This window comes from Halobaculum marinum, assembly GCF_029338555.1.
GTDB classification, from domain to species: Archaea; Halobacteriota; Halobacteria; order Halobacteriales; family Haloferacaceae; genus Halobaculum; species Halobaculum marinum.
The window spans coordinates 834,258-860,717 of the sequence record NZ_CP119989.1 but is presented as its reverse complement, the minus strand read 5'-3'; the positions used below and the strand labels follow the sequence as shown (position 1 = coordinate 860,717).

Below are 26,460 nucleotides of genomic sequence, written 5' to 3'. Positions count from 1 at the left end.
CGGCGAGTTGGCGGCGCGGCGTTATCCGGTGTTCTTCATCCCCGCCGCGATGCCCTTCACCGTCAGGCGGAGCGCGCGCTCTTCTGCGTCGGTGAGGTGCGTGCGCGACAGCAGGTCGACCTGCAGGAGGTTCAGCGGGTCGACGTACGGGTTGCGCCGGTCGAGGCTCTCCCCCAGCCACTCGCGGCGCACCAACTCCTCGCGCCCGGTGATCTCTCGGACGAGTTCGACGGCGCGCTCGTACTCGGCCTCGATCCGGGGGAAGAACTCGTCGCGCAGATCGTCGGGTGCGAGGTCGGCGTACTCGGCGGCGATCTCCAATTCGGTGCGCGCCAGTGTCAGCGCGATGTGGTCGACCGTCGTCCGGAAGAACGGCCACTCGTCGTACATCTCCCGGAGCGTGTCGAGGTCGCCCCCCTCCGCGAGGTACGCGTCGATCCCCGAGGCCGCGGAGAACCACCCGGGGAGGATGGCGCGACTCTGCGTCCACGAGAACACCCACGGGATGGCGCGGAGGTCCTCGACGGTGCGCTCGCCCGAGCGCGACGCCGGGCGCGACCCCATGTTGAGGTCCTCGATGACGGTGATCGGCGTCGCCGTCTCGAAGAACTGGACGAAGCCGTCCGTTTCCAGCAGGTCCTGGTAGGCGGCGCGCGCGCCCTCGCCGGCGGCGTCCATCGCGGCCTCCCACTCCTCGCGCACCTCGGGCACGTCACCCTGGAGCGCGCGGAGTCGCGCGCGCACCTGCGCGTCGAGCATCTGCTCCAACTCGCGCTCGGCGACGCGGGGGTTGCCGAACTTCTCGGCGATCGCTTCGCCCTGCTCGGTGAACTTGATCTCGCCGGTCGCCGTCTCCGGCGGCAGCGCGAGCATCGCCTCGTTCATCGGCCCGCCGCCCCGAGAGATGGAACCGCCGCGCCCGTGGAACAGCCGCAACTCGATGCCGAGGTCGTCGGCGACCTCCGCGAGTCGGCGGGCGTTCTGGTGGAGGTCCCACGCCGCCGCCAGCGGGCCGTTCTCCTTGTTGGAGTCGGAGTAGCCGAGCATCACCTCCTGGAGGTCGCCCCGGGCCTCCAAGGCCGCGCCGTACGCCTCGTTCTCGACGAGCGTGCCGAGGATGTCGCGGGCGTTCGCCAGCGCGGACGCCGTCTCCAGCAGGGGGACCACGTCGAGGCCGCAGTGGTCCGGCAGGTCGACGACGCCCGCCAGATCCGCCAGGTACAGCACTTCCAGCACGTGCGACGGCTCCTCGGTCATCGAGATGCAGTAGGCGTCGATGGCCTCCTCGCCGTACTCGCGGTGCCAGTCGGCCAGCGCGCGGAAGCGCCGGCAGACGCGCTGGCTCGTCTCCGAGAGGTCGTCGCCGCCGTCGAGGCTGCCGACGGAGTCGGCCGCAATCGACTCGGTGAGCGTGGCGACGCGGTCGTCCTCGTCCATCGCGGCGTAGTCGACCCCCTCGCGGGCGAGCACGTCAGCGACCGTCTCGGTGTGGTTCTCGCGGTGGTCGCGCAGGTCCAGCGCCGCCAGCGAGAAGCCGAACGTCTCCACGCGGCGGATCAGCGGGTCGACGCGCTCGTCTGCGGTCGTCTCGTGGCCGTTGGCGCGCAGGTCGGCGGCGACCGCCCGCAGCGACGACACCAACTCCTCGGGGTCGTCGTAGCCGCCGGGGCGGAGGTCGTCGACGCGCTCGACGCGGGCGCGGACGACCGTCAGCGCGCGGCGGTACGGCTCCTCGGGGTAGCGCTCGTCGGCGTCTGCGGCGACCGTAGGGACGGCGTCGCGGTCGGCGGCGACGTGGTCGCGGAACTCCGCCGTGTGGGTGAGTCGGGCGCCCTCGTGACTGAGCGCTCCCTTGAGGCCGGCGAGGGCGTCCGTGTAGCGGTCGAGGACGGCGTCGCGCTGGGCCTCGAGCGTCTCGCTGGTCACCTCCGGGGTGACGAACGGGTTGCCGTCGCGGTCGGACCCGGCCCACGAGCGGAAGTCGAGCGTGCTGGAGGCGTCGGCGGCGTCGAGGTCCGGGTGCGCCTCGGTCACGCGCTGGGCGAGCGCGTCTTCTGCCTCGGCGGCCACGTCGAACAGCGTGTTCTCCAGGTACCAGCGCACGTCGCGCGCCTCGTCGGTCGGCGTCGGGCGGCGGGGCCGGACCTGCCGCGTGGACCACAGCGTCTCCACCTCCGATTCGAGGTCCCGCTCCAGTCCGTCGAGTTCGTCCGCGGTGAGGCGGCGCTCGTCGAGGTCGCGGAGGATCTCAGCGACGTGCCGGAGCTTCGACTTCACCGTCTTGCGGCGCGCCTCCGTCGGGTGGGCGGTGAACGTCGGGATGACGCGCACGTCGTCGAGCACCTGCCGGGCGGTGTCGGCGTCGACCTCGGCCAGCGCCTCGGCCGTCCGGTCGAGCCCGTCGCCCAGATCTCCCTGGGCGCGCCCGCGGCGGACTGCCCGCACGCGTTCGCGCTCCTCGGCGACGTTCACGAGTTCGAAGTACGCGGCGTACGCCCGCGCGACCGTTCGCTTCGTCTCCGAGTCCAACCCCGACAGTCGCTCGCGAACCGAGTCGCGGGAGGGCGTGTTCCCCTGCCGGTAGTCGATGGAGTCGCGGCGGACCTCCTCGACGGCGTCGAACGCGGCCGTGGAGGTCTGGCGCTCCAGAACCTCGCCCAGCAGCGCCGCCAACTCGCGGATGTCGCGCCCGACATCCCTCGCGTCGAATGACATGTGGTGACATGCACGGGCCCCAGACACAAGGGTCCCGGTCGTGGGAAATATTGCGCAGAATTCCTTCACGGACGAGTAAGTTATTTCGGCGAGAGCGACGGGGGCCGGGGTCGAGACCGATTCAGAACGATGATGTCCCGCGCGGCACGGTGGCGGGCGCCCGCGGGACGTGGACACGGACCGGCGGACCGGCGACGCGGTGTCCGGTACGCCATCGAGGAGTCTTGCCTGCCGGGTGAAGTACCTCGCTATGAGCCGTGTGTACCGCTCCGGAGCGCTCGTGAATCCCGCGCCGAGCGCCGAGGCGAGCGCCGTGGCGGGCGGTCGCGAGCGGTCGCGCGAGCCCGCCCGTCGAGGCGCCGGAGAATCGACGGAAGACGCCCGGGGAGCGGCCGTTCGTCAGGCTTTTGCGTGGCGCCCTCCGAGAGGGGGCTATGAGCGCAGACGACGACAAGTACCCCGGCGAGTCCGGCCGTCGCCGGTTCGTCAAGGGCGTCGTGGGCGGGGCGGCCCTTGCGGGCGTGGGGGCCACCGGCTCGGCCGCCATCAACAGCGTCACCACCTCGCCCGGTCGGGGTGGCGGTGCGACGGAGGCCATGGCCATCGAGAACACCGCCGGCCCGGCGCCGCGCGGGATGCCGCAGATCCCCGTCGAGATCCAGGGTGACGGGACGATCAAGGGCGTCTGGCCCGAAGTGTCGACCCAGGAGGTCGGGGGACGCACCGTCAACGTCGCCGAGATGGAACTCGGCGGCAAGACGTACTCCTCGGAGTGGTTCCAGTACTGCGGCGTCGAGACGTACGAGGGCATCCAGCCGCAGTACGAGTCCGACAACGTGTTCTACGTCGGCGGGTCGCCCGGCTTCGCGTGGCAGGAGGAACTGAGCGACGGCGACGCGCTCAACATCTCCATGTTCGACGACTACGAGTCGTGGGGCAACGGCGTCGGCGTCTCCGGCCTCGGCAAGCCCGGCACCGCCAACTGGCGCTCGCAGGACACCGAGGACACCATCCCGGTGAACGTGCTCCGCTCGCCGGTCATCGAGGAACTGGCGGCCAACGGCGAGGCGCAGGCCCCCGACCAGTCCGAGCCGTACACGGTCACCGACGACGTGCAGACGTGGCTGCAGGCGTCCACCTCTCAGGGCGTGATGGCGTGGCTCAACAAGTGTACGCACTTCTGTTGTGTCCCCGCGTTCAAGGCCGAGGGTGGCGTGAAGTTCAACGCCGCCAACGAGGTGTACTGCCCGTGCCACCAGTCGGTGTACGAGCCGTTCAGCATCGTCTCGACGCTGTTCACCGCGCGGCCGCGCCCCGACGACGCGTAACCGCCGCGACCCGCACCCGACCGCTTTTCCTCGCCCCGGCCCACCCGACGGTCGTGAGCGACGACACTGCCGACACGCCCGACACCGCCGACGCCACGGACGCCGACGCAGACGCCGACACGGCGTTCGCGACCGAACTCGCCGCCGCCCGCGCCCTCCTCGACGACGCCGACGACCTCTCCGCACTCCACGTCGGCGTGGTGCGCGGCGACCGCGTCGACTCCACGGCCGCCCGCCGCAGCGAGGGCGAACAAGCCGGCCTGGAGACGCTGGCACTGCTGGCGTCGCACCTCCGCACCGTCGCCGACGAGGCCGGCGTCGACTACGAGACCGTCGCCGCGGACGCGGCCAGTCTCGCCGGCCAGGTCGACGAACTCCCGACGGACGCGGAGGGTGCTGGCGAGGACGCCTGAGCGACCGGTAGCTGAAGACACCGCGCTATCGAACACCGCTCCCGCTGCTGCGTTGTGAGCCACAGCGCAGGCCTCTAGCAGCGGGCAGTCTCCAGTCGGGTCTCGTGATCACTCTCCGGATCTTTATACCGCACTGGCATATCGTGAGCGTATGGCTCCGTTGAAAGCGGGTAGCCGTGTTCTCGCCGGGACCATCGCCACAGTCTTGTTGAGCGTTCTGAGCCTTCCACTGCTTCCAGTTCTCGGGATCGCGACAGCTGAGATCGTCGATGCCCCACTGTCCCCGTGGATACTCACGGTCCCACTGGCGATCTGTGCCGTTGCCGGCGGAGCGATCACAGGGGCCATTCACGGTGAAACCACGACGCAGAGTACGATACTCGGCAGCCTCGCAGGGGGACTCGGTGGTGCTGTTATCGGTGTGGTACTCGGCGGTGTACTGCTACTGGTAGCACTGGGGATGACGCCGGCACATGGACAGGAACCGAACCTCTTGGAGGGGGCACGGACGATGACTGTCGTCGGTGGCGGCACTGGCTTCGTCGCAGGCGCGATCTTCGGCGCCGTCGGTGGCGTCGGTGGGCACGTCGTCCGACGAGAACTCGGGGGCTGAGAGCCGCTCCGAACGGGGCTGATCGTGACTACGCTGGCGCAGTAGTGGTGGCTGCACAGTCGTCGCCTCGTAGCCGGTCTCTCCAATCGCCGATGAACCAACGAGCGTCGAGTTGCTGCGTCCAGCTTCTGTATCACGCACGTCGTTCGGATGAACTTCCGAGGCGTTCACCAGCGGCCATCACTCCCGTCTCGACCGGATCCACCTCCCAGGGAGCCGATGCCACGGCCACGACAGCCTTATTGCGATGCACACATTCGTACATCGTACGACCAACACCGACACCGGTGGCCCACAATGAGTATGCAAGAGTACATCGAACGCGTGACGGAGGGGGAGGACCTGAGCGTCGCCGAGGCTCGTGAGGCGTCGACGCTCGTCTTCGAGGGGGCGACGGAGGCACAGATCGGCGCGCTGTTGTCGGCGCTGCGGGCGAAAGGCGAGACGGAGGCCGAGATCGCCGGCTTCGCCCAGGGGATGCGCGAGGCCGCCCGGACGATCGAACCCGACCGCGACCCGCTCGTCGACACCTGTGGCACCGGCGGCGACGACTACGACACGATCAACGTCTCGACCACGTCGGCCATCGTCGCCGCGGGCGCGGGCGTCACCGTCGCGAAACACGGCAACTACTCCGTCTCCTCCTCGTCGGGGTCGGCGGACGTGCTGGAGGTCGCGGGCGTCGACGTCGACGCCGAACCGCCCGCCGTCGAAGACGCCATCGAGCGCGACGGGATCGGGTTCATGCTCGCGACCGTCTTCCACCCGGCCATGAAAGCCGTCATCGGCCCGCGCAAGGAGTTGGGGATGCGCACCATCTTCAACGTCCTCGGGCCGCTCACGAACCCCGCCGGCGCCGACGCGCAGGTGCTCGGCGTGTACGACCCCGACCTCGTCCCGATGATCGCCGAGGCGCTCACGCACATGGACGTCGAACGCGCGCTCGTCGTCCACGGCGACGGGATGGACGAAATCGCCCTCCACGGCCCCACGACCGTCGCGGAAGTCGACGGCGACGAGGTGACGGAGTTCACGCTCACTCCCGACGACCTCGGCCTCGACTCGGCCCCGGTCGACGCCATCGCCGGCGGCACGCCCGAGGCGAACGCCGAGGACCTCACCGGCATCGTGACCGGCGAGGTGACCGGGCCGAAGCGTGACGTGATCCTCGCGAACGCCGGTGCCGCGGTGTACGTCGCCGGCCTCGCGGACAGTCTGGCGGAGGGGGTCGAGGTGGCCGCCGCCGCCATCGACGACGGCGACGCCGCCGACAAACTCGCGGCGCTGCAGGACTGATGGTCCGGGTGAAGATCTGCGGCGTCACGAACGGCGCGGACCTGCGGGCGGTCGCCGACGCCGGCGCCGACGCGGTCGGCGTCATCTCGTCGGTCCCCGTCGACTCCCCCCGAGAGGTCGACCTCGCGCAGGCGGCGAACCTGTTGTCGACGGCCCCACCGTTCCTCACGGCGGTGCTCGTCACGATGCCCGAGACGCCCGAGGACGCCGTCGACGCGGTGCGGACGGTGACGCCGGACGTGCTCCAACTCCACGGCGAGTTCACCCCCGACGAGATCGGGTACATCCGCGCGGAGACGGAGACGAAGGTGGTGCCCGTCGTCGACTACGACGAACCCGACCGCGCGAGGGCCCTCGACGAGGCCGCCGACGCCCTGCTGATCGACTCCACCGACGAGTCGGGCGGCGGCGGCACCGGCGAGACGGGCGACTGGGCCGCCGCCGCGGACCTCGTCCGGGAACTCGTCTCGCCGGTCGTGCTCGCGGGCGGCCTGACCCCCGAGAACGTCGCGGAGGCCGCCGCGACGGTCGAACCGTTCGCCGTCGACGTGGCCAGCGGCGTCGAACGGTCGCCCGGCGCGAAAGACCACGCCGCCGTCTCACGGTTCGTCCGCAACGCCGGGCGGGCGCTCGGCGAGGCCGAGGAGGTGTACGAGTGAGCCACGAGGACGAGCGGAGCGAGTCCTCGAACCGAGCGGAGAGCGAAGCGGCCCGCGGGGACGAGGCCGCCCCCACCCTCTCACGCTCCCGGGAGGCGTTCGTCGACCTCGTCGAGGGCGGCGACGGCGCCCGCGTCGTGTACGAGACGGCGACACTCGACACCGACGTCGAACCGCTGACGGCGTACGCCGCGCTCGCCGACCGCGCCGACCACTCGTTCCTGCTGGAGAGCGCAGAGAAGGTGGCCTCCAGCGACCCCGACGGCGCGTTCGCCCCCGGGTCGCGACGCCGCGGCGACGCCCGCAGCGACGGCGGCACCGACGGCGACGCCGAGCGCCACGCGCGGTTCTCGTTCGTCGGCTACGACCCCGAGGCGGTGCTGTCGGTCGGTCCGGGCGGCACCGAGTTGACCGAACTCGGCCCCGCCGCCGACTACGTCGAGATGGCGGGCCCGGAGGCCGGCGACACGGTCGACCGCGTGCGGGCGGCGATGCCCGACCTCGACCGCGTGGGGTTCCCCGACAACGACCGCCAGACGCTCGACGGCGGCTTCGTCGGCTTCCTCGCGTACGACGCGGTGTACGACCTGTGGCTCGAGGAGGTGGGCGTCGAGCGACCCGACCCCGTCGTGCCGGACGCCGAGTTCGTGCTCACCACCAGAACCCTCGCGTTCGACGACCGCGAGGGGAGCGTCTCGCTGGTGTTCACGCCCGTCGTCGGCCCCGACGACGACCCGGGCGAGGTGTACGACCGCCTCGCCGCGGAGGCCGCCGACGTGCAGGACACGCTCCGGGCGGCCGACCCGCCCGCGACGGGCGGCGTCCGGGTCGACCGCGAGACCGCCGGCCCGCGCGAGGAGTACGAGGACGCCGTTCGCCGGACGAAGGAGGCCGTCCTCGACGGCGAGGTGTACCAGGGCGTAATCTCGCGCACGCGAACAATCGAGGGCGACGTGGACGACCTGGGCCTGTACGCGTCGCTGCGCGAGGTGAACCCCTCGCCGTACATGTACCTCCTGCGCCACGGCGACCGCTCGGTGGTGGGTGCGTCGCCCGAGACGCTCGTCTCCGTCGACGGCGACCGCGTCGTCTCCAACCCCATCGCGGGCACCATCCGCCGGGGCGCCTCGCCGGTCGAGGACCGCAAACTCGCGGGCGAGTTGCTCGCCGACGGGAAGGAGCGCGCCGAGCACACAATGCTCGTCGACCTGGCGCGCAACGACGTGCGCCGCGTCTCGGAGGCCGGCAGCGTCCGCGTCGAGGAGTTCATGAACGTCCTGAAGTACAGCCACGTCCAGCACATCGAGTCGACCGTCACGGGGACGCTCGCGAGCGACGCCGACGCGTTCGACGCGACGCGCGCGACGTTCCCCGCGGGGACGCTCACGGGCGCGCCGAAGGTGCGCGCGATGGAGTTGATCGACGAGTTGGAACTGGAGCCGCGCGGCGTGTACGGCGGCGGCGTCGGCTACTACTCGTGGACCGGCGACGCCGACTTCGCCATCGTGATCCGGACCGCGACGGTGGAGCACGGCGTGCGGCGAGCGGGCGGTGAGACCGACTCGCTGACCGTCCGCGCGGGCGCCGGCATCGTCGCAGACTCCGACCCCGAAAGCGAGTACGCCGAGACCGAACAGAAGATGGCGGGCGTGCTCGACGCCGTCGAGCGCATCCGCACGGACGACGCCGACGACGCCCCAGCGTCGCTCGGTGCGCCGGAGGTGAACGAATGAGAGTCACCGTCGTCGACAACTACGACTCGTTCACGTACAACCTCGTGGAGTACGTCTCGGACCTCCGCATCGACGGCGCGGCGCCCGACATCACCGTGCTGAAGAACGCAGCCACGCTCGACGAGGTGCGCGACACCGACCCCGACGCGATCATCATCTCGCCGGGGCCGGGGCACCCGAAGAACGACCGCGACGTGGGCGTCACGATGGCCGTGCTCCGCGAGCTGTCGCCCGAGGTGCCGACGCTCGGGGTCTGTCTCGGGCTGGAGGCCGCGGTGTACGAGTACGGCGGCACCATCGGCCACGCGCCCGAACCGATCCACGGGAAGGCGTTCCCCGTCGACCACGACGGCGAAGGCGTGTTCAGGGGGCTGGAGCAGGGTTTCCGGGCGGGTCGCTACCACTCGCTGGTCGCCACCGAGGTGCCCGAGTGCTTCGTCGTCTCGGCGACGACCGACCACGACGGCGAGGAACTCGTGATGGGCGTGCGCCACCGCGAGCACCCCATCGAGGCGGTGCAGTTCCACCCCGAGTCCGTGCTGACGGCGGTGGGCCACGACGTGATCGAGAACTTCCTCCGCGGCGTCTGAGGAGGAGGAGAAGACCTATCAGCGGGACGTGAGGATCGGTCGGGTATGGTCCCCGACCCCGAAACTCCCTCCCCCAGTAGACGTGCAGTCCTTGCCGGCGCCGCCGCCTCGCTCGTCGGTGCGACGGGTGTCGTCGGCGCGGTTCGGCCGACCGCGCTCCCCGACCCCCTCACCGATCAGGCGTCGAAGTACCTCCCCGACCCGACCGACCACCGCTGGCACCCGTCCGTGAGCGAGGAACACGCCAGCGACGCGGTCGGCGAACTGGAACGCGAGGTCGAACGCGGTCGCGAGTTGTGGAGGGAACTCGACACCGACGAGCGGTTCGGCGGCGCCGGCGGGTGGTTGGAGAGCGCCCGCGAGGAACTTCGCGCGGGCAACTACCGCGAGGCGACGTTCTACGCGACCGGCGGGATGCAGTTCGCCGCCGAGGAAGTAGGTTTCGCGCTCCACCGCCTCGACCGACCAGAAGCCGACCCCGAGCGACTCGCCGAGCGGGGCGCAGCGATCCGCGAGGAGGCAGACAGCCTCGCCGACGCCCTCGGGGACTACCCCGTCGTCGACGCCGGGCGCGACCTCGGCTGGTACCACGACGTCGAGCGCTGGGTGCGGTTCGTGCGACTCGACGCCCACGAGCGCGACCCCGACTACGAGTTCGACGCCCACGATGTCGGGTCGACCCACGCCGGCAACCGACAGGCGGAGCTGCGGCTCGCGACCGCCCAGCACCACCACGACCGACTACGCGAGCACGTCGGCGACGACGGCGACCCGATGGCCGACCGAATCGCCCGACTGGACGCCCGGTTCAGGGACGCGATAGCCTCGTTTCCGAGTCGCGACGAACTGCGCGAGGAGGTCGAGACCGTCTACGACGACCACGGGCCCGGTCCGTACGCGCTCGCCCGTTCGAGACTCGCGAGGTGGTGTTACGACTACGACTACTACGTCGCCGACTGGGAGGAGGATCTGGCCCTCCTGAACGCCGTCGAGGCCGCGCAGGCGCTCGTTCAGCGCCGAGCACACGACCGAGCACTGGACGCCATCGTGATCGACCCCGACGACGACGGCTTCGACTCCGGGCACGTCGTCCGCGAGAAGCGTGCCGCGATGCGGCGGTTCCGTGGCGCCGTCGGGAGCGACCCGGCACCGCTGCTGTCGATCCTGACGGTTCGTGCGGGCGAGGACATCGACGTGGCCGAAGTCGGATTCGCCGGAAGCTACGAGCGGCCGCTGTGGCGCGACCGCGTCGACGCCTACTGCTACGCGCTGATCGCGCGGATGAAACTGCAGGAGTACCCGCGGGTGTACGAGCAGTTCGTCGAGTAAAACGGAGAGGGTGCGGCGTGGAGCGGCGGAGTGTCCGGCTTACCGCTCGACGGTGACGCGCTCGATCGTCACGTCGTCGCGCGGCTGGTCGTTGCGGCCTGTCGGCACGGCGCCGATCTCCTCGACGACGTCCATCCCGTCGACGACCTTCCCGAAGACCGCGTGGCGACCGTCGAGGTGGGGCTGGGCCGCCAGCGTGATGAAGAACTGCGAGCCGTTCGTGTTCGGGCCGGAGTTGGCCATCGAGAGGACGCCCGCGTCGTCGTGCTTGAGGTCGTCGTGGAACTCGTCGTCGAACTCGTAGCCGGGGCCGCCGCGGCCGGTCCCGGTCGGGTCCCCGCCCTGGATCATGAAGTCGTCGATGATCCGGTGGAACGTGATGCCCTGGTACAGCGAGTCACCACGAATCTCGCCGCTCTCGGGGTCCTCCCACGTCGTCGTCTCGACGGCGGGGTCGTCGCTGGCGGCGGGGTCGTGCTCGGCGAGGTTGAGGAAGTTCTCGACCGTCGTCGGCGCGCGGTCGGCGTACAGTTCGATCTCGATGTCGCCGTGGTTCGTGTGGAACGTGACGTGCGGCAGGTCGTCGCTCATACCCGCCACGTGGCCGCCGAGGGGGATAGGCGTTCGGCTTCGGCGACACGGTGGCGCCCGCGGGCGGGCCACAGCTACAAGCCGTCGCGCCGGAAACGTGCGGTATGGCCGACCACGACGCCGAGCGCGTCACGCTCGCGCGACTCCCCTCCGGAGTCGCGATCGAGACGACCGTCCACACGTACACGCCAGACGGCGCGGACGCCGACGACACCGACGGCCCGACCGTCTACGTGCAGGCGGCCCAACACGGTCGTGAGATCAACGGCGCCGCAGTGTGTCGCCGCCTCCACGACGACCTCCGGGAGGCCACCCTCGCGGGCACCGTCCACGTCGTCCCCGTCGCCGACCCGCTCACCTTCGACACCGTCTCCTACACCACGCCGGAGGCGTACGACTCGGTCAACCCCAACATGAACCGCTGCTGGCCCGGCGACCCCGACGGAAGTCTCCACAAGCGCATGGCCGCCGCGTTGTGGGCGTACGCCGGCGACGCAGACTACATCGTCGACCTCCACACCGGGAGCCGGGATATGCTCACCCACACGGTCTACCTCCGCGGCGACGCGGAGTGTCGCGCGCTCGCGGAGGCGTTCGGCACGGACCTCCTGCTGGCGGAGACGGCGGGCGAGGACGCCGACGACGAGTGGGCCGACCGCGGCTTCGGCGGGAAACTCCGCGTCGCCGCGACGATGGAGGGGATCCCGAGCATCACGCCCGAACTCGCCCACAACAAAGAGCTGGTCGACGACGCCATCGAGACGGGTGTCGCGGGGACGGTACGGGCGCTCCGCCACGCCGGTGTCCTCGACGACGACGGCGACGTGCCCGAGTGGGACGGCACCCGCGCGCGCAACCACCTCGGTCGGGTGACCGCCGCCGACTCGGGGCTGTTCCGCGCGGCTGCGGATCTGGCCATCGGGGACGAGGTCGTGGAGGGAAAGTACGTCGGCGAGGTGTACGACCCGACCACCTACGAGGTGTTGCAGGAGGCGACCGCCGACCGCTCGGGCGTCGTCTACTCGGTCGCACGGGAGGCGACGGTGACGGCGGGCCAGACGCTCGTCGGCATCGCGATCCGACTGGACGACGAGGAGTGAGCGATTGGGGGACGAGTGGGAGAGCGAGTGAGTGAGTGAGTGAGTGAGTGAGTGAGTGAGTGAGTGAGTGAGTGAGTGAGTGAGTGAGTGAGTGAGTGAGTGAGTGAGTGAGTGAGTGAGTAGCGAGGGGACCGGGCGTCAGCCACCCGCGGTGACGGGGCCGTCCGCCTCGTCGCCGCGCTTCAACAGGACGAGCGTGAACCCGCCGGCGGCGACGCCGAGCAGCGTCATGTACCCGAGGAAGCCGGCGTACCACTCCACCCCGAACAGCCCGGGCGTCCAGCCGATGAGCGTCGGGAGCGACGCGCCCGCGGCCTGCGTGACGAGGCCGACGACGAGCGCCGCCATCCAGCCGCCGATGAGCAGTCGGCACACCTCCCGCCACGGGGCCATCGACACGCCCTTGGCGATGAGGCCGCCGACGCCGACGGGGACGTAGAGGAACGCGAACCCCAGCGCCAGCGGGAGCGTCGCCGCCGACGCCGAGAGGCCGAAGCCCGCGCCGACGCCGGTGAAGATGGCGACGAGCGCCAGCATCGCGCCGAGCGCGCGGTCGTGGCCGATCAGTCGCCCGAGCACGTACGTCGACAGTGCCAACAGGACGACGACGGCACTGGCCGCGAGGAAGAACAGTTGGTACAGACTCTCCGGTCCCACGGCCATGCGTGCCCGACCGTCGCGGGCGGTGATAAACCTCCGGCGCCACGTTTCACCTGTGAGAACCGGTCGTCCGATAGAGAGCGAGGTCTCCGTGTCAGCCTACAGCGTCCGAACCGTCCCGGCGAGCACGTCGACGGCGATGGCCAGTGACGCCTCGTCGATGTCGAAGTAGGCGGTGTGGTGGCCCGCGGGGTTCGACGCGCCGACGCCGACGTACGTCGCGGTGCCGCCCGCCTCCTGCACCCGTCGGATCAGGTAGGAGGCGTCCTCGCTCCCGCCGAACGGCAGTCGGTCGCGGACGGTCGTGACGCCCTCGGCAGCCTCGGCGGCGTGCCGGACGGCCGCGACCATCTCGTCGTCGGTCTCGAACGTCGTCGTCTTCCCGTACAGCGAGGTCTCGACTTCGCAGCCGTGCATGTCGGCCGCGGCGTCGAGTACCTGCCGCGCCCGGTCGAGCATATACTCGTTGAGCGGGGCCGTCTCACCCCGCACCTCGACGCGCATCTGAGCGTCCTCGCTGACGACGTTCTGGGCGTTGTCGGCGGCGACCATGCCGACGTTCACCCGCGTCCGCCCGTCGGCGTGGCGCGGGATGGCGTACAGGTTGCTCACGGCGGTCGCGAGCGCCTGCATCGCGTTCCGTCCCTCGTTGGGCGCGACGCCTGCGTGGGCCGGTTCGCCGACGAACCGCGCGTCGAGTTTCGCGTTCGACAGCGGCCGGTCGTAGCCGGCGACGACCGTGCCAGTCTCCTCACCGAGGCCGAGGTGGACCGCCAGCAAGTGGTCCACGTCGTCGAGGTGGGCGGTCCGACTCATCGGGTAGCCGCCGCGGCCGCCCTCCTCGGCGGGTTGGAAGAACAGTTTGAGCGTCCCGTCGAACCCGCCCGACTCGTCGAGCGCGCGGGCGACGCCGACGCCGATGGCGGTGTGCCCGTCGTGGCCGCAGGCGTGCATCTCGCCGGGGTGGGCCGAGCCGAAGCCCTCGCGCGCGGGGCGGTGCTCGTCGTCGGTCGCCTCCTGTCGGGCCAGCGCGTCCACGTCGACGCGGACGCCGACGACCGGACCGGAGCCGTCGCCGTAGCGCTTCGTCGCCACCAGTCCCGTCACGCCGTCCATGCGGTCGAGGTACGCCCCCGGTGCGCCCTCTCGTCGGGCGCGGTCGACCGCCGCCGCGACCTCGTCGTCGCTCGGGACGCCGAGACGGTCTTCGACCGCGACCGCGTCGGCGCCGAGGTGGAGGGTGAAGTCTCGGTCGTCGAGTTCGGCCGCCACGAGCGCGGTCGTCCGGAACTCCGTCCACCCCTCCTCCGGGTGTCGGTGGAGGTCGCGACGGATCTCGCGGAGACTCATGTCGGCGATGGTGGTGTCGTCGGTCACGCCCGGAGGGAATCTCGGGGTGTGCTTCAACGTTCGCACGTCGGTCGCGAGTCGCCGCGAGTCGTCGCGAGTACGTGAGAGAGAAGTCCGCCCTCGTCGCAGTTCAGAAGTTGCGCAGGTCTTCCAGCACCGCGGCCGCGGAGCCGTCGTCGATGGCCGCGCGCGCCTGCTCCAGCCCCTCGTCGAGGCTGTCGGCGTCGCCGCCGGCGTAGATCCGGAAGGCGGCGTTGAGCGCGACCGCGTCGGTCCAGTGGTCGTCGCGCTCGCCCGAGACAATCTCCTCAGTGAGCGTCGCGGAGTCGACGGCCACGTCGTCCACCTCGAGGTCGGCCTCCTCGAAGTCCATCCCGTACTCGGGCGTCTCGATCTCGAAGTCGGTGAAGGAGTCACCCTCGCTGCCGCCGTCGCCGGCGGTCCACTCGGCGACCTTCGTGTAGCCGGGGCGGATGTCGTCGTACCCCTCCATCCCCTGGAACATGATGACGCGATCGAGGTCGTGGAACTCGCTCTCGACGAACGTGTCGACGATCTTCTTCGCGAACGCGAGGTGGTAGAACGAGCCGAGGTGCGTGGAGGCGCCCGCGGGGTTCGCCAGCGTCTCGATGGTGTTGACGAACGTGCGCACACCCATCATGTCGCGGCGCTCCCACAGGTCGTGGACCGCGGGGTTGAACGCCGGCTGGTAGTAGAAGCCGAAACCGGTGTCGTCGACCATCTCCGCGGAGTCGCGCGGCGTCAACTCCGTCGCGATGCCCAACTCGTCGAGGACGTGCTTGTACGCATCCTGCTTCTGGGTGGGGACGCGGTCGCCCGAGTGGACGACGACCGGCGTGCCGGCGCCGGCGGCGACGATGCCGGCGGCGGCGCCGAGGATGGCCGTCTCGCCTTTCCCGTCGTAGTTGGCGCCGCAGTCGACGGGGTCGCAGTCGGGCTCGGCGTACTCGACGCGCGAGCACATCTCGTCGACGTACGCCGCCAGCTCCTCGGGGTTGTTGCGCTTCCAGCGGTTCGCCAGCCAGAACGCCCCGAGCGTCGTGTCGTCGGGTTCGCCGGCGAAGATCCGTCGCATGGCCTCGGTCGCCTGCGCGGGCGTCATGTCGTCCGCGGACTTGGGGCCGGAGCCGCAGACCTCGGTCATGAGCCGCTTGAGTGGCCACTCGCCGAACTCGCTCGTCTCGTCGGTGGTCGCCTTCGCCATACCCGGCGGCTAGGAGTGGTCGGCGCAAAAACGGCCCGGTCGACGCGAGCGCGACCCGACCGACCGACGGTGTGCGACCGCCGTCGGGTTACGCGCCGGGCGTCGACGGGCCGCCCGGGGTCGCCGGCGGCGTTCCGGCGGGCGTGGGCGTCCCGCTCGGTGTGGGCGTCGGAGTCGGCGTCTCGGTCGGGTCGTCCGCTCCGGGCCCGTCGGGTGTGGGGCCATCACTGTCGCCGCCGGCGCCCCCGCCGTCGGCGTCTCTCCCGTCGGTCGCGGCGGGGCGCTCCCCCTCGGCGAGGAACGCGACGACGTAGCTCAAGAACCCCTCGTTGTCGGCGACGTTGTACCGACCGGGGGCGACGAACGAGGCGTCGCCGACGACGAGGGCGTTCCCGTCGCGGACGGCGAGCGGGTAGGCCTCGACCTCGTCGGTGCCGGACCGTCTCGCGCCCGTGGGCGTCCGGAGGACGACCTCGCCGTCGCCGGTCGAGCGCACGCTCGCGGCGGTGTACAGCGCCACGTCGGTGCCGCTCGCGTCCGCGTCGCCCACCGGGGTCGCGAGCGGGTTCTTGTAGTAGCCGTCGTGGGCCGACTGGTGGTAGACGTAGCCGACGGAGACCGAGACGTCGAACTCGGCAGCGAGGTTCGAGAGGTCGCTCCGGCGCTGAGAGGTCGTGACACCACCGAGGCCGCCGCTGACGACGACCCGATTCGGTTCCGCGAGCACGAGCAGGCGGCCGCCGCCGTCGGTGAACGACCGGATGGCGTCGGTGTCCTCGTCGCCGTAGGGCGTCCCGGGGTCGATCACGACGAAGGCGCTGGCGTTCGCCAGCACCGGTGCGAGGTCGCCCCGGTCGTGGACGACGACCTCGTAGCCGGCCCGCGAGAGCGCCTCGTACAGCGGTCGAAGTTGCGTGCGGTCGAACCGGTTGGCGTGCGAGCGGTCGATCACGACCGTCCCGTCGGCGTCGCCGTCGACCGCGATGTCGCCGGTCGCGGGGATCTGCTCGGTGTCCAGATCGGCGGTGTCGTACTCGCTGGTGTTCAGCGCCGGCGACTCGTCGCCACCGGCGACGAGCGCTCCCGGGATCGCACCGAGCACGACCGCGACCGCGACCGCGACGGTGAGGAGGAGCGCGATCCGCGTCGCCCACCCGTCGCCGCCGGCGTCTCGACCGTCTGACTCACCGAGCGCCATCGGTCACCTCCGTCGCCGCGGCGAGGTCGTCGCTGGGACCGGGGTCGGTCGCGGTCTCGGACCCGTTCGTCGTCTCGGGGTCCCCCGGGGGAGCGTTCGCGGGGGAGTCTCCGCCGGTCGCGTTCGACGGAGCCAGGTCGACCTCCCGAGCCTCGACCGCCGCGGGTTCGCCCGCGCCGGCGTACATCGGCGCGAGCATGAGGAACACCGGGCCGCCGGTGCCGTCGCCGAGCAGGTACGACGGGGGGAGCAGCGCCCGGTTCGGCGCGTCGCTGGCGACGTAGTTCGCCCGCGAGACGAACCGGACGGTGCCGTTGTCCGGGCGCAACACCCGCACGTTGTAGCTGTCGAGTCCGGCGCGGTTGGCGGCATCGCGGATCGCGGCCTCGCGGCCACCGATCTCGTCTGCGAGTCCGACCGCGACTGCCTGCCCGCCGGAGTACACCCGCGCCTGTTCGAGTTCAGCACGAGAGATCTGGAGCGCGTCGCCTCGCTGGGCGATGACGGCACCGACGAACGCCCGGTGGAGCGACTCCAGCACGTAGAGGAACTCCCGCTGGTCGGCACCCGAGAGCTTGTTCGGCCCGGTCGTCCCGACGACGTCGTTCGGCTCCAGATCCTGTGGCAGCGTCGCGACGACGCCGACGCTGCCGACGACGCTGGCCGGCTTGACGTAGATGGCGTCCGCCGGTGCGATCGTGTAGTAGGCGCCGGAGGCGGCGGTCGAGTCGACGCTGGCGACCAGCGGCTTCGCCGCCGCCGTCCGCTTCGCCTGGAGGTACAGTTCCTCGCTGGCGGCCGCGCCGCCGCCACCGCTGTTCGTGACGATCACCACCGCGTCGACGGACGGGTTCTGGCGCGCCTCGCGCAGCATGGCGGCGACGCCCGCCGCCGACTCGCCGTCGATGGCTCCCTCGACCGGGACGACGGCGACCGTCCCGCCCGTGGCGGTCGCCGCGTCGTACGCGAACGGCGCCACGAGCGCCCCGAGCACGACCCCGAGCGCGACGAACACGACGTACGAACTGCGCAGCCGACGGAGGATCCCCGAACGTGTTGGTCCCACGACTGGATCGACCATCGGGAGACGGTACCAAGAGACACGCCCCGGATTCCCGGAGGGAGCGAAACCGGTAGGTACGCCGCCCCCCAGTTCCCGACAATGGGTAGCGCCGACCGCGAGCGGGCCGACGAGAGCGAGGGGCGCGACGACTGGCGAGCGGGCCTCGACGCCGTCGACGCACGGCTGATCGACGACTTCCAGAGCGGCTTCCCGGTCGTCGAGCGACCGTTCCGCGTCGTCGGCGAGGAGTTGGGGATCGACGAGGAGGAGGCGCTCGCGCGCGTGGAACACCTCCGTGAGCGTGGCGTGTTCCGCCGGTTCGGCGCGGTGCTCAACCCGCCCGTCATCGGCTCGTCTACCCTCGCGGCGGTGTCGGCGCCCGAGGACCGCTTCGACGAGGTCGCCGAGGTGATCAACGGCTACCGGCAGGTGAACCACAACTACCGCCGCGACCACGAGTGGAACCAGTGGTTCGTCGTCACCGCCGCCACCCGCGAGACGCGCGACCGTATCCTCGCGGAGATCGAAGAGCGCACCGGCTGCGAGGTGCTGAACCTCCCGATGCTCACCGACTACTACATCGATCTGGAGTTCCCGGTCTGGAACGACGACGCGTTCGCCCGCGAGTCGCTGGAGTCGACCGACGCCGGCGCGACGCGCATCTCCGAGGACGCTACCGGCGGGCTGTCGGCGCTGGAGCGTGCGCTCCTCGTCGAGATCCAAGCGGGGTTCCCGCTCACGGCGACACCGTACCGCGACGTGGCCGACGCCATCGACGCCGACGTGGAGGAGGTGCTCGCGGCCATCGAGCGCCTGCTCGCCGACGGCTGTATCAAGCGCGTCGGCTGCGTCGTCAACCACATCGTCACCGGCTTCCACAACAACTGCATGGTCGTGTGGGACGTGCCCGACGACCGGCTCGACGAGTTGGGTGAGCGGGTGGGCGAACTGCCGTACGTGACCCTCTGCTACCACCGCCCGCGCCGGCCCGAGCAAGACTGGGAGTACAACCTGTTCACGATGGTCCACGGCCGCGAGGCCGACGCGGTCGACGCCAAGATCGACGAGTTGGCCGCAGAGTACCTCCCGTTCGAGCACGAGCGGCTGTACTCGACGAAGACGCTGAAGCAGACCGGCGCGCAGTACGAGGAGCTGGTCGGGGAGTAGCCCGCCTATCGCTCGACCGCTCCCGTTCGTGGACGGCGCGGCACGCGGACCCCGCCGTCGCCACCCGCGGTCTCGCTCACCGCTCGACCGCGCCCGTCCCCGGTCGGTCGGCCGCCGCGAGGTCTATCTGTCCGTCCGGCATCGGCACGCCGTCGAACGGGTCGGCGTCCTCGGCCAACAGCAGGCTCCCGTCCAGATCCGCGTAGTCGAGGAGGGGCGCCAACTGACAGCCGGCGGCGATGGCGGCGTTCGACTCGACCATACAGCCCAGCATCACCTCCAGCCCGTGCGCGCGGGCTGTGTGGACCATCCGTTTCGCCTCCAACAGGCCGCCACACTTCATCAGCTTCAGGTTCGCGATGTCGCAGCGGTCGGCGATCTGTGGGATGTCCGCGAGCGTGACGCACGACTCGTCGGCGGCGATGGGGAGCACCGACCGCTCGTAGGCGTCCTTCAGCCCCGCGGGGTCGGTCGCCGGCAGCGGTTGCTCGATGAACTCGACGCCCAGATCCGCCAGCCACTCGCTCTTGCGGGCGGTCTCGCGCGGGGTCCACGCCTCGTTCGCGTCGACACGGAGCGTCGCGTCGGGCGCCTCCTCGCGCACCGCCTCGACGACCGCGCGGTCGCGGTCGGTGCCGAGTTTCAGCTTCAGCGTCGAGTAGCCAGCCTCGACCGCGGCGGCGGTCTTCTCGCGCATCACGTCGGTGTCGTCGATGCCGATGGTGAACGACGTGTCCGGCGTGTCGGTCGGGTCCAGCCCCCACAGGCGGTGCAGCGGGACACCGAGGCGCTTGGCGGCCAGATCGTGGAGCGCGATGGAGACACTACAGCGCGCAGCGGGGTTGTCGGCGACCACGTGGCCCATCCGCGCTTCGATCTCGGCGAGCGCGTGCGGGTCGCCGACGGCCTCCACCTCGGCGAGCAGGTCCGGGAGCACCGCCTCGACGGTCGCCGCCATCTCGCCGTAGTGGCTGGAGGGGGCTGCGGCGCCGACGCCGACCATGCCGCCCTCGTCCTCGATGCGGACGACGACGTTCTCGGCGGCCGAGGTGGAGCCGCGGGAGATGGTGAACTCGTGTTCCAGCGGGAGCGACACGCGCTCGAACGAGGTCGTGAGCGACGGCATCAGCGGATGGCCTCCACGACCTCGTCGGCGCCGAAGCGGATGAGGTCCGTCGCGGGCGCGTCGATGGTGTCGGCGAAGTCGTCGACGGCGGCGCGAGCGGCCGCGTCGTCGTCCACGTCGACGGTGTTGAGCGCGCCTGCGACGACCTCGGCCTCGTGGACCGGGGCGGCGAGCGACTCGTACAGGTCGACGTACTCCTCGACGGGCGGGATCGCGGTGTCCTCGTACCCGTGGATCGCTTCGCGACCGGCGGCGTGACACAGCACCAGTTTGTCGGCCATTGCGCCGTGGAGGATGCCGCAGGTGACGGCGGAGTAGGCGGGGTGGATGATGCTCCCCTGGCCCTCGACGACGAGCAGGTCGTGGTCGTCGCCCTTCTCCAGGATCATCTCCTCGACGGCGCCGGCGGTGAAGTCGCTCACGACGCGGTCGACGGGGTTCCCCCACCCCTCGATCATGATGCCGGTCTGGCCCGTGGGGATGGCGCAGGCGTCGATGCCGGCGTCGCGGGCGGCCTCGACGATCTCCATCGTCGCGGTCATCTTGCCCACCGAGCAGTCGGTGCCGACGGTGAGCACCACGTCGGCGTCCACGTCCGCCGAGCGCCCGCCGGCGACGGTGAGGTCGTCGTGGGGCTTCCGAACGTCCCACAACTCGACGCCGTGGTCGGCAGCGAGGCTCGCGAACTCCTCGTCGTCGTTCAGGAAGTAGTGGAGGCCCGAGACCACGTCGCACCCGGCCTCGATGGCCGCGCGCACGTCCGGGCGCCACGACTCGTCGAAGCCGCCGCCGATGGGCGCGATGCCGATGACGAGCGCGTCCACGTCGCCGGGCACGTCCGCGAACGAGGCGACGACCGGCGCGTCGTCGACGCCGGGGAGGTGGTCGGCGACGCGCTCGCCCGGCCGCTCGCGGTCGAGGACGGCCGCGACTTCGTAGTCGGCGTAGCGGATGACGCCGTTGGCGGTCTTCGAGCGGTCCGGGAACATCTCGTGGGCGAGGACGGCGACGCGATCGGTCATATGAGGACGTGTGTGAGGGTGTGGCTTAAATCGGTTCCACGCGGCGGAGTCGGGTGGGTATCGAGGTGGTGCTTGTCGGGTCGGTCGGTCGAACGCAGGCGCTACGGTGACTGCGATTGTGGTTCCACCCACGACCGCGACCGTGGCGACCACCGCGGCCGCGACCGTGGTGACTACCGCGAAAGCCCCCGCGACTGTCGGCTCCCGCGACTCGCTGCGCTCCTCGCTCGCGCCGCTCGCTGCGGTGCTTGCTTCGTCGGGGTTCGCCGAAAGTCGCGGCCCCTTTCAGTCCCACCCGTTGGATGGCCGAGCGTCGAGCCCGTTCGACCGGTGTGTACGAATCACGGTTGCGGTGGCGCGTGCCGCGCTCGGTCCGCCGAGCGCGGAAGCGCGCGAGGGGCGAGCGACCGAGCGAAGCGAGGGAGTGAGGCGGCTGGGGAGGGTACGGCGGCGGTGCGGTGGGTGGGACTGAAAGGGGCCGGGGCGCCCGCGGAGCGAGACGACGCAAGCACTGCAACGAGCGAACGGAGTGAGCGAGTGAAGCGCGCAGCGAGTCGCAGCCCGCGAGCGCTCCGAGGGCTTTCGCGGCCTCTCTCGGGACGACACTGACCACGCCAACGACAGCTACGTCCCAGATACAGGCACAGTCGACCGATTCCACCGCTCCTTACCCCGCTCCGACACCAGGCCACCAGTAATGAGCGACGGCATCCACCTCAACCTCTTCACGATGAACTCCGTGGAGCACGTCTCCCCCGGGTCGTGGACGCACCCGGCGGACCGCTCCGCAGAGTACACCGACCGGGAGTACTGGACCGACGTGGCGAGGACCGCCGAACGCGGCGGCTTCGCGGCGGTGTTCTTCGCGGACGTGCGCGGCATCTACGACGTGTACGGCGGCGACCGCGAGACGGCTATCGAACACGCGGTCCAGACGCCCTCGAACGACCCCGGCTACCTCGTGCCCGCGATGGCGGAGGTGACCGACTCGCTGGGGTTCGCGGTGACGAAGTCGACCACCTACACCCACCCGTACCAACTCGCGCGCGAGTTCTCCACGCTCGACCACCTCACCGACGGGCGCGTCGCGTTCAACGTCGTCACCTCCTATCTCGACTCCGCGGCTCGGAACCTCGGCCTCGACGAGCGGATGGACAAGCAGACCAGGTACGACCGCGCAGACGAGTTCCTCGACGTCTGCTACGCGCTGTGGGAGGACTCCTGGGACGACGACGCGGTCGTCCGCGACGCCGACGCCGGCGTGTTCACCGACCCCACGAAGGTCCACGACATCGACCACGAGGGCGAGTTCTTCGACGTGCCCGGCCCGCACGGCTGTGAGCCGTCGCCCCAGCGCAGTCCCGTCATCTTCCAGGCGGGGTCGTCCGACCGCGGGCGCGACTTCGCCGCCGCCAACGCCGAGGCGGTGTTCTGCTCGCAGCCGACCGAACGCGGCGTCCGCGACTATATGGCGGACCTGCGCGAGCGCGCCGCCGCCCTGGGGCGCGACCCCGACGAGTTGGCGTTCTTCCCGGGCGTCGTCCCGGTCGTCGCCGAGACCGAAGCCGCGGCGGAGGCGAAGTACGAGCGCCTGCTGGAGACGGTCGACGTGGAGGCGACGCTCGCGCTGCTGTCGGGCTTTCTCGACATGGACCTGTCGGCGTTGGACCCCGACCAGAAGGTCGAGCACATCGAGACGGACGCCATCCAGGGGACGATGAACGCGTTCACCACCTCGGACCCTGACCGCGAGTGGACCGTCCGCGAGGTGGCGCAGTTCTCCGGACTGGGCACCACCTCGCCTGTCGTCGTCGGGACGCCCGCGCAGGTCGTCGACGAACTCCAGTACTGGCACGAGGCGGTCGGCGTCGACGGCTTCAACGTGAAGGAGGTGTTGCGCACGGGGAGCCTCGACGACTTCGTCGACCTCGTGGTCCCCGAACTGCGCGCGCGCGACCTGCTCGCCGAACCACAACCGGGGGAGACCCTCCGCGAGCGACTGCTCGGCGAGGGGCCTCGGCTGTCCACGTCGCATCCCGCACGGCAGTGAGGTAAAATGAGCGAGCGAGCGACGACAATAATCGCGAACCGGTGCGCTGGGGCGCGAGCCGTGCACGACCGGGCGTTTCGGTCGGGGAGTGTGGTGCCGACGCCAATATCGTTAAGTACCCACACCCGCTTGTCGTAAGTGACGCTTCGTCTGGAGGGCCGAAGCGTCAGCGGGGACCAATTCAGGGCTGCACGCGCGCCGCTCTTTTCACCGGCGCGCGTCCGGCCCGACGTTTCACACCGACGAGCGACCGCTGTCGTCGTCGGACTGGTGTCGAGAATCGGTCGCTGAGGCACTGTTCGAGTCGTCCCATCGAGCGCGAAGCGGCGCCGCCGTCAGTCGGCGGTCGGCGGGTTCCGAAACACGCCGTCGGCGATGGCGACGGCCCCGACGACCGACCCGGCTGGTGCCGTCACCCGGAGCGGGAGGCCGAACGCCGCCGTCGCCACCGCGGCGGCGAGGAGACTCGCGGCGATGAGCGCGAGTAGCGCGTCCGGGCGGGTCGGTGCGTCGGTCGGGAGCACGGTAATTACATCTCATTAGAGGGTTGTGTATCTTGTGCCCGTGCCCGAGGTGTCCAAATCGACGGGGAGAACGTCGACGGCGGGCCGACCCAGGAGCTACCGCTGGTGGTCGTGTGTCGTGACCGCGGCAGCGGCGTCTACTCGCGGCGCTCAGAATCGTTCGAATCGGAGTGCGGGGGAAGGGATTTGAACCCTCGAACCCCTGAGGGAGCGGATCTTAAGTCCGCCGCCTTTGGCCAAGCTCAGCCACCCCCGCGCGCTCGGCAGTACCCCCGTCACCCGGATGTGGGTTTCGGTTCTACCAGTCGACGCTCAGGGTGCCGTCGCCGTGCGGGTCCGGCGACAGTTCCTCGTCCGTCCGGCGGTCGACGACGTGGATACAGCCGACGTCCTTCTTCGCGGGGCACACTTCGGCGGCGCGGATGTTCTCTTCCAACTCGTCCTCGCCGATGTAGTACGACTTGGGCTTGGCCATCCCGCTGGCGATGTCCATCTCCCAGTTGTCGGCCACCTCGGCGCACTTGCCCGCGCCGAAGCAGGCGTTCGCCTCGAAGATGATCTTGTACGGCTTCTCCTCCACCGGCGGGCCGTCGCCGCCGTAGTCGCTGGCGGTCTGTACCTCCGCGTCGAGGTCGCTCATACCCGGAGTTCCCACCGGGGCGTCTTTCGTCTGTCGGTGGCAGTGTGCCGACGCGGGGTCGGGGAGGCCCGACGCGGGCCACACACGCCTCGCCCGCGCCGGCGGTTCCGGCGGCGGCGAAACGGCCGTCGCCCTTTTTCGGCCACCTCCCGAGCGAGGGAGTAGTGAGCGACGCCCCGGAGGACACGATGCGCGAGCGCGCCGGCACTAGTCGGCTGAAACTCCGGATCCTCGTCGACGCCGACCGCAGAGTCGTCGCCGCCGGGTTCCTGGCGGTCGTGTTCGTCTTGCTGGTCGCGACCGGCGTCGTCGTCCCCGACGCCGCGACGTTGTTGAGCGACGGCGACCCCATCGAGACGGCGTTCCAACCGCTCCTCGGCGGGATCATCACCGGTGTCACGCTCGTGCTCACGCTGAACCAACTCGTGCTCTCACAGGAGTTGGGCGCCGTCGGCGACCAGCGCGAGCGGATGGAGGGGGCGACCGAGTTCCGGCGCGACGTTGCCGACACGCTCGGTCGCGAGGTGACCCCACCGGAGCCATCGGCGTTCCTCCGCGAACTCGTGATCGCTGCCGGCCAGCGCGCCGACGACGTGGAGGAGGCGCTCGCCGACGACGAGGACCTCGCCGACGATGCCGAGCGACTCGTCGACAGCGTCCGGGGGAACGCCGAGACGGTCGGCGACAGCCTCGACGACGCGCAGTTCGGCACCTTCGAGGTCGTCTCGGCGGCGCTCGACTTCAACTACTCGTGGAAACTGTACGAGGCGCGGCGACTTCGCGCCGACCACGACCTCACCGACGAGCAAGACGACGCGCTGTCGGCGCTGACGGACGTGCTGGAACTGTTCGGCCCCGCCCGCGAGCACTTCAAGACGCTGTACTTCCAGTGGGAACTGGTCGACCTCTCGCGGTCGGTGCTGTGGTCGGCGGTGCCCGCGCTCGCCGTCGCGACGGGGTCGGTGCTGTACCTCAGTGCGCTCGTTCCCGGCGCACCCGCGACCGGAGTCTACCTCGCGGGGCCGCTCGTCGTCAGCACCGCCGCGGTGGTGGCGTTGCTCCCGTTCGCAATCTTGTTGTCGTACGTCCTGCGCATCGCCACCGTGACGAAGCGGACGCTCTCGATCGGTCCGTTCACGCTGCGCGAGACGACCGCACCCGAGGAGTGACCCGGGTGGACCGAGGGGGCGGTGTGAACTGCGGCGACCTGGTCAGTTCGAGGCGTCCGCGTCCTCCTCCTGTTTGATCTCCTCCAACTCCGCCTCGAGTTCCTCGTCGGCGACCTCCTCGGTCGCGTCGACCGCCTCCTCTGCCTCGCCGTCGCCCTCGGGCTCGGCCGGCGCCTTCCCGAGTTCCGCACGCAGCGTCTCCAACTCGGCGTCGACTTCGCGGTCGGTGCGCCCCGACGACAGCGCCTTGTCGATCTCGTCTTCGTCCGACAGGGCGTCGTCGAACGCGCCGGTGTCGGCGAGTTCGTCCATCGCCATCGAGCGCGCCTCCATCTCCTCGGTGCGCGACTCCGCGCGCTCGATGGCGAGGCTCACGTCCGCCATCTCGTCGCCGACGCCGGACATCGCCTCCGACACCCGCGACGACGCCTCGGCGGCCTCGTAGCGCGCCTTCATCGTCTCCTTCTTCGTCTTGAACTCCTCGATGCGACTCTGGAGTTGGTCCTTCTTGTCGACCAGTTGGTCCTGCGTGTTCTGCAGTTCGGCGATCTGACCCTCCAGATCCTCGATCTGGTTCATCTTGGACTTCTTCTTCTCCAGCGCCTTGCGCGCCAGATCCTCGCGGTCCTGTTGGACGGCCTCGCGGGCCTGCTCGTTGTGCTTCTCGACGTTCTCCTCCAGGCGGCGCTTCTGGATCTCCAGGCGCTTCTTCTGGGTCGTGAGGTCGGCGATGCCCTGTTTCACCTGCTGGAGTTCGTCCCGCATCTGCTCGTAACTGTAGTCCAGCGTCTCCGTCGGGTCCTCCGCCCGGTTGAGGATCGCGTTGATCTTCGAGCGGATGACGTAGGAGGTGCGCGAGAGGATTCCCATAGCCCCGGCTAGGATAACTGGCCGTATAA

At 70.5% G+C, this 26,460-nt stretch carries 24 protein-coding genes and 1 tRNA gene; 12 read left to right on the top strand and 13 right to left on the bottom strand.

Annotation, left to right across the window (positions count from 1 at the left end):
- Nucleotides 1-21 precede the first annotated feature (21 nt).
- Complete coding sequence (gene ppc / locus P0R32_RS04490) at nucleotides 22-2,715, bottom strand: phosphoenolpyruvate carboxylase (RefSeq protein ID WP_276238756.1); 2,694 nt, start codon at nucleotides 2,713-2,715, stop codon at nucleotides 22-24.
- A 434-nt stretch (nucleotides 2,716-3,149) separates the two neighbouring features.
- Between ppc and P0R32_RS04485 the strand changes: the two genes are divergently transcribed.
- The 8 genes from P0R32_RS04485 to P0R32_RS04450 all read left to right on the top strand — a co-directional run bounded on the left by P0R32_RS04485 (nucleotide 3,150) and on the right by P0R32_RS04450 (nucleotide 10,676).
- Complete coding sequence (locus tag P0R32_RS04485; RefSeq protein WP_276238755.1) at nucleotides 3,150-4,043, top strand: Rieske (2Fe-2S) protein; 894 nt, start codon at nucleotides 3,150-3,152, stop codon at nucleotides 4,041-4,043.
- Nucleotides 4,044-4,096: 53 nt separating this feature from the next.
- Nucleotides 4,097-4,456 (top strand): DUF8113 family protein, encoded by a 360-nt coding sequence (locus P0R32_RS04480; RefSeq protein ID WP_276238754.1) that lies wholly within the window; start codon nucleotides 4,097-4,099, stop codon nucleotides 4,454-4,456.
- Between the two features lie 151 nt (nucleotides 4,457-4,607).
- Nucleotides 4,608-5,069 (top strand): hypothetical protein, encoded by a 462-nt coding sequence (locus P0R32_RS04475; RefSeq protein ID WP_276238753.1) that lies wholly within the window; start codon nucleotides 4,608-4,610, stop codon nucleotides 5,067-5,069.
- A gap of 303 nt (nucleotides 5,070-5,372) precedes the next feature.
- Nucleotides 5,373-6,365: an anthranilate phosphoribosyltransferase gene (trpD, locus tag P0R32_RS04470; RefSeq protein WP_390218967.1), complete on the top strand. Its 993-nt coding sequence runs from the start codon at nucleotides 5,373-5,375 to the stop codon at nucleotides 6,363-6,365.
- The gene (locus P0R32_RS04465; protein ID WP_276238751.1) at nucleotides 6,365-7,024 is read left to right on the top strand and encodes a phosphoribosylanthranilate isomerase; all 660 of its coding nucleotides are present in this window, start codon (nucleotides 6,365-6,367) and stop codon (nucleotides 7,022-7,024) included. Before trpD ends, P0R32_RS04465 begins: the two co-directional genes overlap by 1 nt.
- Nucleotides 7,021-8,757, top strand: a complete 1,737-nt coding sequence (trpE, locus tag P0R32_RS04460) for an anthranilate synthase component I (RefSeq protein WP_276238750.1) — start codon at nucleotides 7,021-7,023, stop codon at nucleotides 8,755-8,757. Before P0R32_RS04465 ends, trpE begins: the two co-directional genes overlap by 4 nt.
- Nucleotides 8,754-9,347: an anthranilate synthase component II gene (trpG, locus tag P0R32_RS04455; RefSeq protein ID WP_276238749.1), complete on the top strand. Its 594-nt coding sequence runs from the start codon at nucleotides 8,754-8,756 to the stop codon at nucleotides 9,345-9,347. Before trpE ends, trpG begins: the two co-directional genes overlap by 4 nt.
- Before the next feature lie 45 nt (nucleotides 9,348-9,392).
- Nucleotides 9,393-10,676, top strand: a complete 1,284-nt coding sequence (locus P0R32_RS04450; protein ID WP_276238748.1) for a hypothetical protein — start codon at nucleotides 9,393-9,395, stop codon at nucleotides 10,674-10,676.
- Between the two features lie 39 nt (nucleotides 10,677-10,715).
- Here the strand turns inward: P0R32_RS04450 and P0R32_RS04445 are convergent, their stop codons facing one another.
- Nucleotides 10,716-11,267 (bottom strand): peptidylprolyl isomerase, encoded by a 552-nt coding sequence (locus tag P0R32_RS04445; protein ID WP_276238747.1) that lies wholly within the window; start codon nucleotides 11,265-11,267, stop codon nucleotides 10,716-10,718.
- A 104-nt stretch (nucleotides 11,268-11,371) separates the two neighbouring features.
- Between P0R32_RS04445 and P0R32_RS04440 the strand changes: the two genes are divergently transcribed.
- Complete coding sequence (locus P0R32_RS04440) at nucleotides 11,372-12,367, top strand: succinylglutamate desuccinylase/aspartoacylase family protein (protein ID WP_276238746.1); 996 nt, start codon at nucleotides 11,372-11,374, stop codon at nucleotides 12,365-12,367.
- 138 nt (nucleotides 12,368-12,505) lie between these two features.
- Here the strand turns inward: P0R32_RS04440 and P0R32_RS04435 are convergent, their stop codons facing one another.
- The 5 genes from P0R32_RS04435 to P0R32_RS04415 form a co-directional block, all read right to left on the bottom strand.
- Nucleotides 12,506-13,030, bottom strand: coding sequence for a hypothetical protein (locus P0R32_RS04435; RefSeq protein WP_276238745.1), 525 nt, complete (start codon nucleotides 13,028-13,030; stop codon nucleotides 12,506-12,508).
- A 96-nt stretch (nucleotides 13,031-13,126) separates the two neighbouring features.
- Nucleotides 13,127-14,377: an amidohydrolase gene (locus tag P0R32_RS04430; RefSeq protein ID WP_276239355.1), complete on the bottom strand. Its 1,251-nt coding sequence runs from the start codon at nucleotides 14,375-14,377 to the stop codon at nucleotides 13,127-13,129.
- 130 nt (nucleotides 14,378-14,507) lie between these two features.
- The gene (locus P0R32_RS04425) at nucleotides 14,508-15,602 is read right to left on the bottom strand and encodes an anthranilate phosphoribosyltransferase (protein WP_276238744.1); all 1,095 of its coding nucleotides are present in this window, start codon (nucleotides 15,600-15,602) and stop codon (nucleotides 14,508-14,510) included.
- Nucleotides 15,603-15,690: 88 nt separating this feature from the next.
- Entirely contained in the window at nucleotides 15,691-16,800 is a 1,110-nt protein-coding gene (locus tag P0R32_RS04420; RefSeq protein ID WP_276238743.1) for a DUF4350 domain-containing protein, read from the bottom strand.
- Complete coding sequence (locus P0R32_RS04415; RefSeq protein ID WP_276238742.1) at nucleotides 16,787-17,881, bottom strand: S49 family peptidase; 1,095 nt, start codon at nucleotides 17,879-17,881, stop codon at nucleotides 16,787-16,789. Before P0R32_RS04415 ends, P0R32_RS04420 begins: the two co-directional genes overlap by 14 nt.
- 81 nt (nucleotides 17,882-17,962) lie before the next feature.
- Here P0R32_RS04415 and ahbB point away from each other — a divergent pair, with 81 nt between their 5' ends.
- Complete coding sequence (gene ahbB, locus P0R32_RS04410) at nucleotides 17,963-19,030, top strand: siroheme decarboxylase subunit beta (protein ID WP_276238741.1); 1,068 nt, start codon at nucleotides 17,963-17,965, stop codon at nucleotides 19,028-19,030.
- 76 nt (nucleotides 19,031-19,106) lie between these two features.
- Here ahbB and P0R32_RS04405 read toward each other — a convergent pair whose 3' ends face one another.
- Both P0R32_RS04405 and P0R32_RS04400 read right to left on the bottom strand, forming a co-directional pair.
- Nucleotides 19,107-20,156, bottom strand: a complete 1,050-nt coding sequence (locus tag P0R32_RS04405) for a dipeptide epimerase (RefSeq protein WP_276238740.1) — start codon at nucleotides 20,154-20,156, stop codon at nucleotides 19,107-19,109.
- Nucleotides 20,156-21,178, bottom strand: a complete 1,023-nt coding sequence (locus P0R32_RS04400; RefSeq protein ID WP_276238739.1) for an N-acetyltransferase DgcN family protein — start codon at nucleotides 21,176-21,178, stop codon at nucleotides 20,156-20,158. Before P0R32_RS04400 ends, P0R32_RS04405 begins: the two co-directional genes overlap by 1 nt.
- A 697-nt stretch (nucleotides 21,179-21,875) precedes the next feature.
- Between P0R32_RS04400 and P0R32_RS04395 the strand changes: the two genes are divergently transcribed.
- The gene (locus P0R32_RS04395) at nucleotides 21,876-23,228 is read left to right on the top strand and encodes an LLM class flavin-dependent oxidoreductase (RefSeq protein WP_276238738.1); all 1,353 of its coding nucleotides are present in this window, start codon (nucleotides 21,876-21,878) and stop codon (nucleotides 23,226-23,228) included.
- A gap of 335 nt (nucleotides 23,229-23,563) precedes the next feature.
- On the opposite strand, the gene P0R32_RS04390 is transcribed toward P0R32_RS04395, so the two are convergent.
- The 3 genes from P0R32_RS04390 to P0R32_RS04380 all read right to left on the bottom strand — a co-directional run bounded on the left by P0R32_RS04390 (nucleotide 23,564) and on the right by P0R32_RS04380 (nucleotide 24,392).
- A complete protein-coding gene (locus tag P0R32_RS04390; protein WP_276238737.1) occupies nucleotides 23,564-23,752 on the bottom strand; it encodes a DUF8015 family protein in 189 nt (62 codons plus the stop codon).
- A gap of 171 nt (nucleotides 23,753-23,923) precedes the next feature.
- A tRNA-Leu gene (locus tag P0R32_RS04385) sits at nucleotides 23,924-24,008 on the bottom strand.
- A 42-nt stretch (nucleotides 24,009-24,050) separates the two neighbouring features.
- Nucleotides 24,051-24,392 (bottom strand): ferredoxin, encoded by a 342-nt coding sequence (locus P0R32_RS04380; RefSeq protein WP_276238736.1) that lies wholly within the window; start codon nucleotides 24,390-24,392, stop codon nucleotides 24,051-24,053.
- Nucleotides 24,393-24,556: 164 nt separating this feature from the next.
- Between P0R32_RS04380 and P0R32_RS04375 the strand changes: the two genes are divergently transcribed.
- A complete protein-coding gene (locus tag P0R32_RS04375) occupies nucleotides 24,557-25,561 on the top strand; it encodes a DUF7972 family membrane protein (RefSeq protein ID WP_390218791.1) in 1,005 nt (334 codons plus the stop codon).
- Nucleotides 25,562-25,603: 42 nt separating this feature from the next.
- Here the strand turns inward: P0R32_RS04375 and P0R32_RS04370 are convergent, their stop codons facing one another.
- Nucleotides 25,604-26,431 carry a PspA/IM30 family protein gene (locus P0R32_RS04370; protein ID WP_276238735.1) on the bottom strand — a complete coding sequence of 276 codons (828 nt, stop codon included), beginning with the start codon at nucleotides 26,429-26,431 and terminating at the stop codon, nucleotides 25,604-25,606.
- Between the last annotated feature and the right edge of the window lie 29 nt (nucleotides 26,432-26,460).

Coding starts and splice junctions, on each gene's coding strand:
- ppc (WP_276238756.1), bottom strand. CDS start 2,715: ATGTCATTCGACGCGAGGGATGTCGGGCGCGACATCCGCGAGTTGGCG.
- P0R32_RS04485 (WP_276238755.1), top strand. CDS start 3,150: ATGAGCGCAGACGACGACAAGTACCCCGGCGAGTCCGGCCGTCGCCGG.
- P0R32_RS04475 (WP_276238753.1), top strand. CDS start 4,608: ATGGCTCCGTTGAAAGCGGGTAGCCGTGTTCTCGCCGGGACCATCGCC.
- trpD (WP_390218967.1), top strand. CDS start 5,373: ATGCAAGAGTACATCGAACGCGTGACGGAGGGGGAGGACCTGAGCGTC.
- P0R32_RS04465 (WP_276238751.1), top strand. CDS start 6,365: ATGGTCCGGGTGAAGATCTGCGGCGTCACGAACGGCGCGGACCTGCGG.
- trpG (WP_276238749.1), top strand. CDS start 8,754: ATGAGAGTCACCGTCGTCGACAACTACGACTCGTTCACGTACAACCTC.
- P0R32_RS04450 (WP_276238748.1), top strand. CDS start 9,393: ATGGTCCCCGACCCCGAAACTCCCTCCCCCAGTAGACGTGCAGTCCTT.
- P0R32_RS04445 (WP_276238747.1), bottom strand. CDS start 11,267: ATGAGCGACGACCTGCCGCACGTCACGTTCCACACGAACCACGGCGAC.
- P0R32_RS04440 (WP_276238746.1), top strand. CDS start 11,372: ATGGCCGACCACGACGCCGAGCGCGTCACGCTCGCGCGACTCCCCTCC.
- P0R32_RS04435 (WP_276238745.1), bottom strand. CDS start 13,030: ATGGCCGTGGGACCGGAGAGTCTGTACCAACTGTTCTTCCTCGCGGCC.
- P0R32_RS04430 (WP_276239355.1), bottom strand. CDS start 14,377: ATGAGTCTCCGCGAGATCCGTCGCGACCTCCACCGACACCCGGAGGAG.
- P0R32_RS04425 (WP_276238744.1), bottom strand. CDS start 15,602: ATGGCGAAGGCGACCACCGACGAGACGAGCGAGTTCGGCGAGTGGCCA.
- P0R32_RS04420 (WP_276238743.1), bottom strand. CDS start 16,800: ATGGCGCTCGGTGAGTCAGACGGTCGAGACGCCGGCGGCGACGGGTGG.
- P0R32_RS04415 (WP_276238742.1), bottom strand. CDS start 17,881: ATGGTCGATCCAGTCGTGGGACCAACACGTTCGGGGATCCTCCGTCGG.
- ahbB (WP_276238741.1), top strand. CDS start 17,963: ATGGGTAGCGCCGACCGCGAGCGGGCCGACGAGAGCGAGGGGCGCGAC.
- P0R32_RS04405 (WP_276238740.1), bottom strand. CDS start 20,156: ATGCCGTCGCTCACGACCTCGTTCGAGCGCGTGTCGCTCCCGCTGGAA.
- P0R32_RS04400 (WP_276238739.1), bottom strand. CDS start 21,178: ATGACCGATCGCGTCGCCGTCCTCGCCCACGAGATGTTCCCGGACCGC.
- P0R32_RS04395 (WP_276238738.1), top strand. CDS start 21,876: ATGAGCGACGGCATCCACCTCAACCTCTTCACGATGAACTCCGTGGAG.
- P0R32_RS04380 (WP_276238736.1), bottom strand. CDS start 24,392: ATGAGCGACCTCGACGCGGAGGTACAGACCGCCAGCGACTACGGCGGC.
- P0R32_RS04370 (WP_276238735.1), bottom strand. CDS start 26,431: ATGGGAATCCTCTCGCGCACCTCCTACGTCATCCGCTCGAAGATCAAC.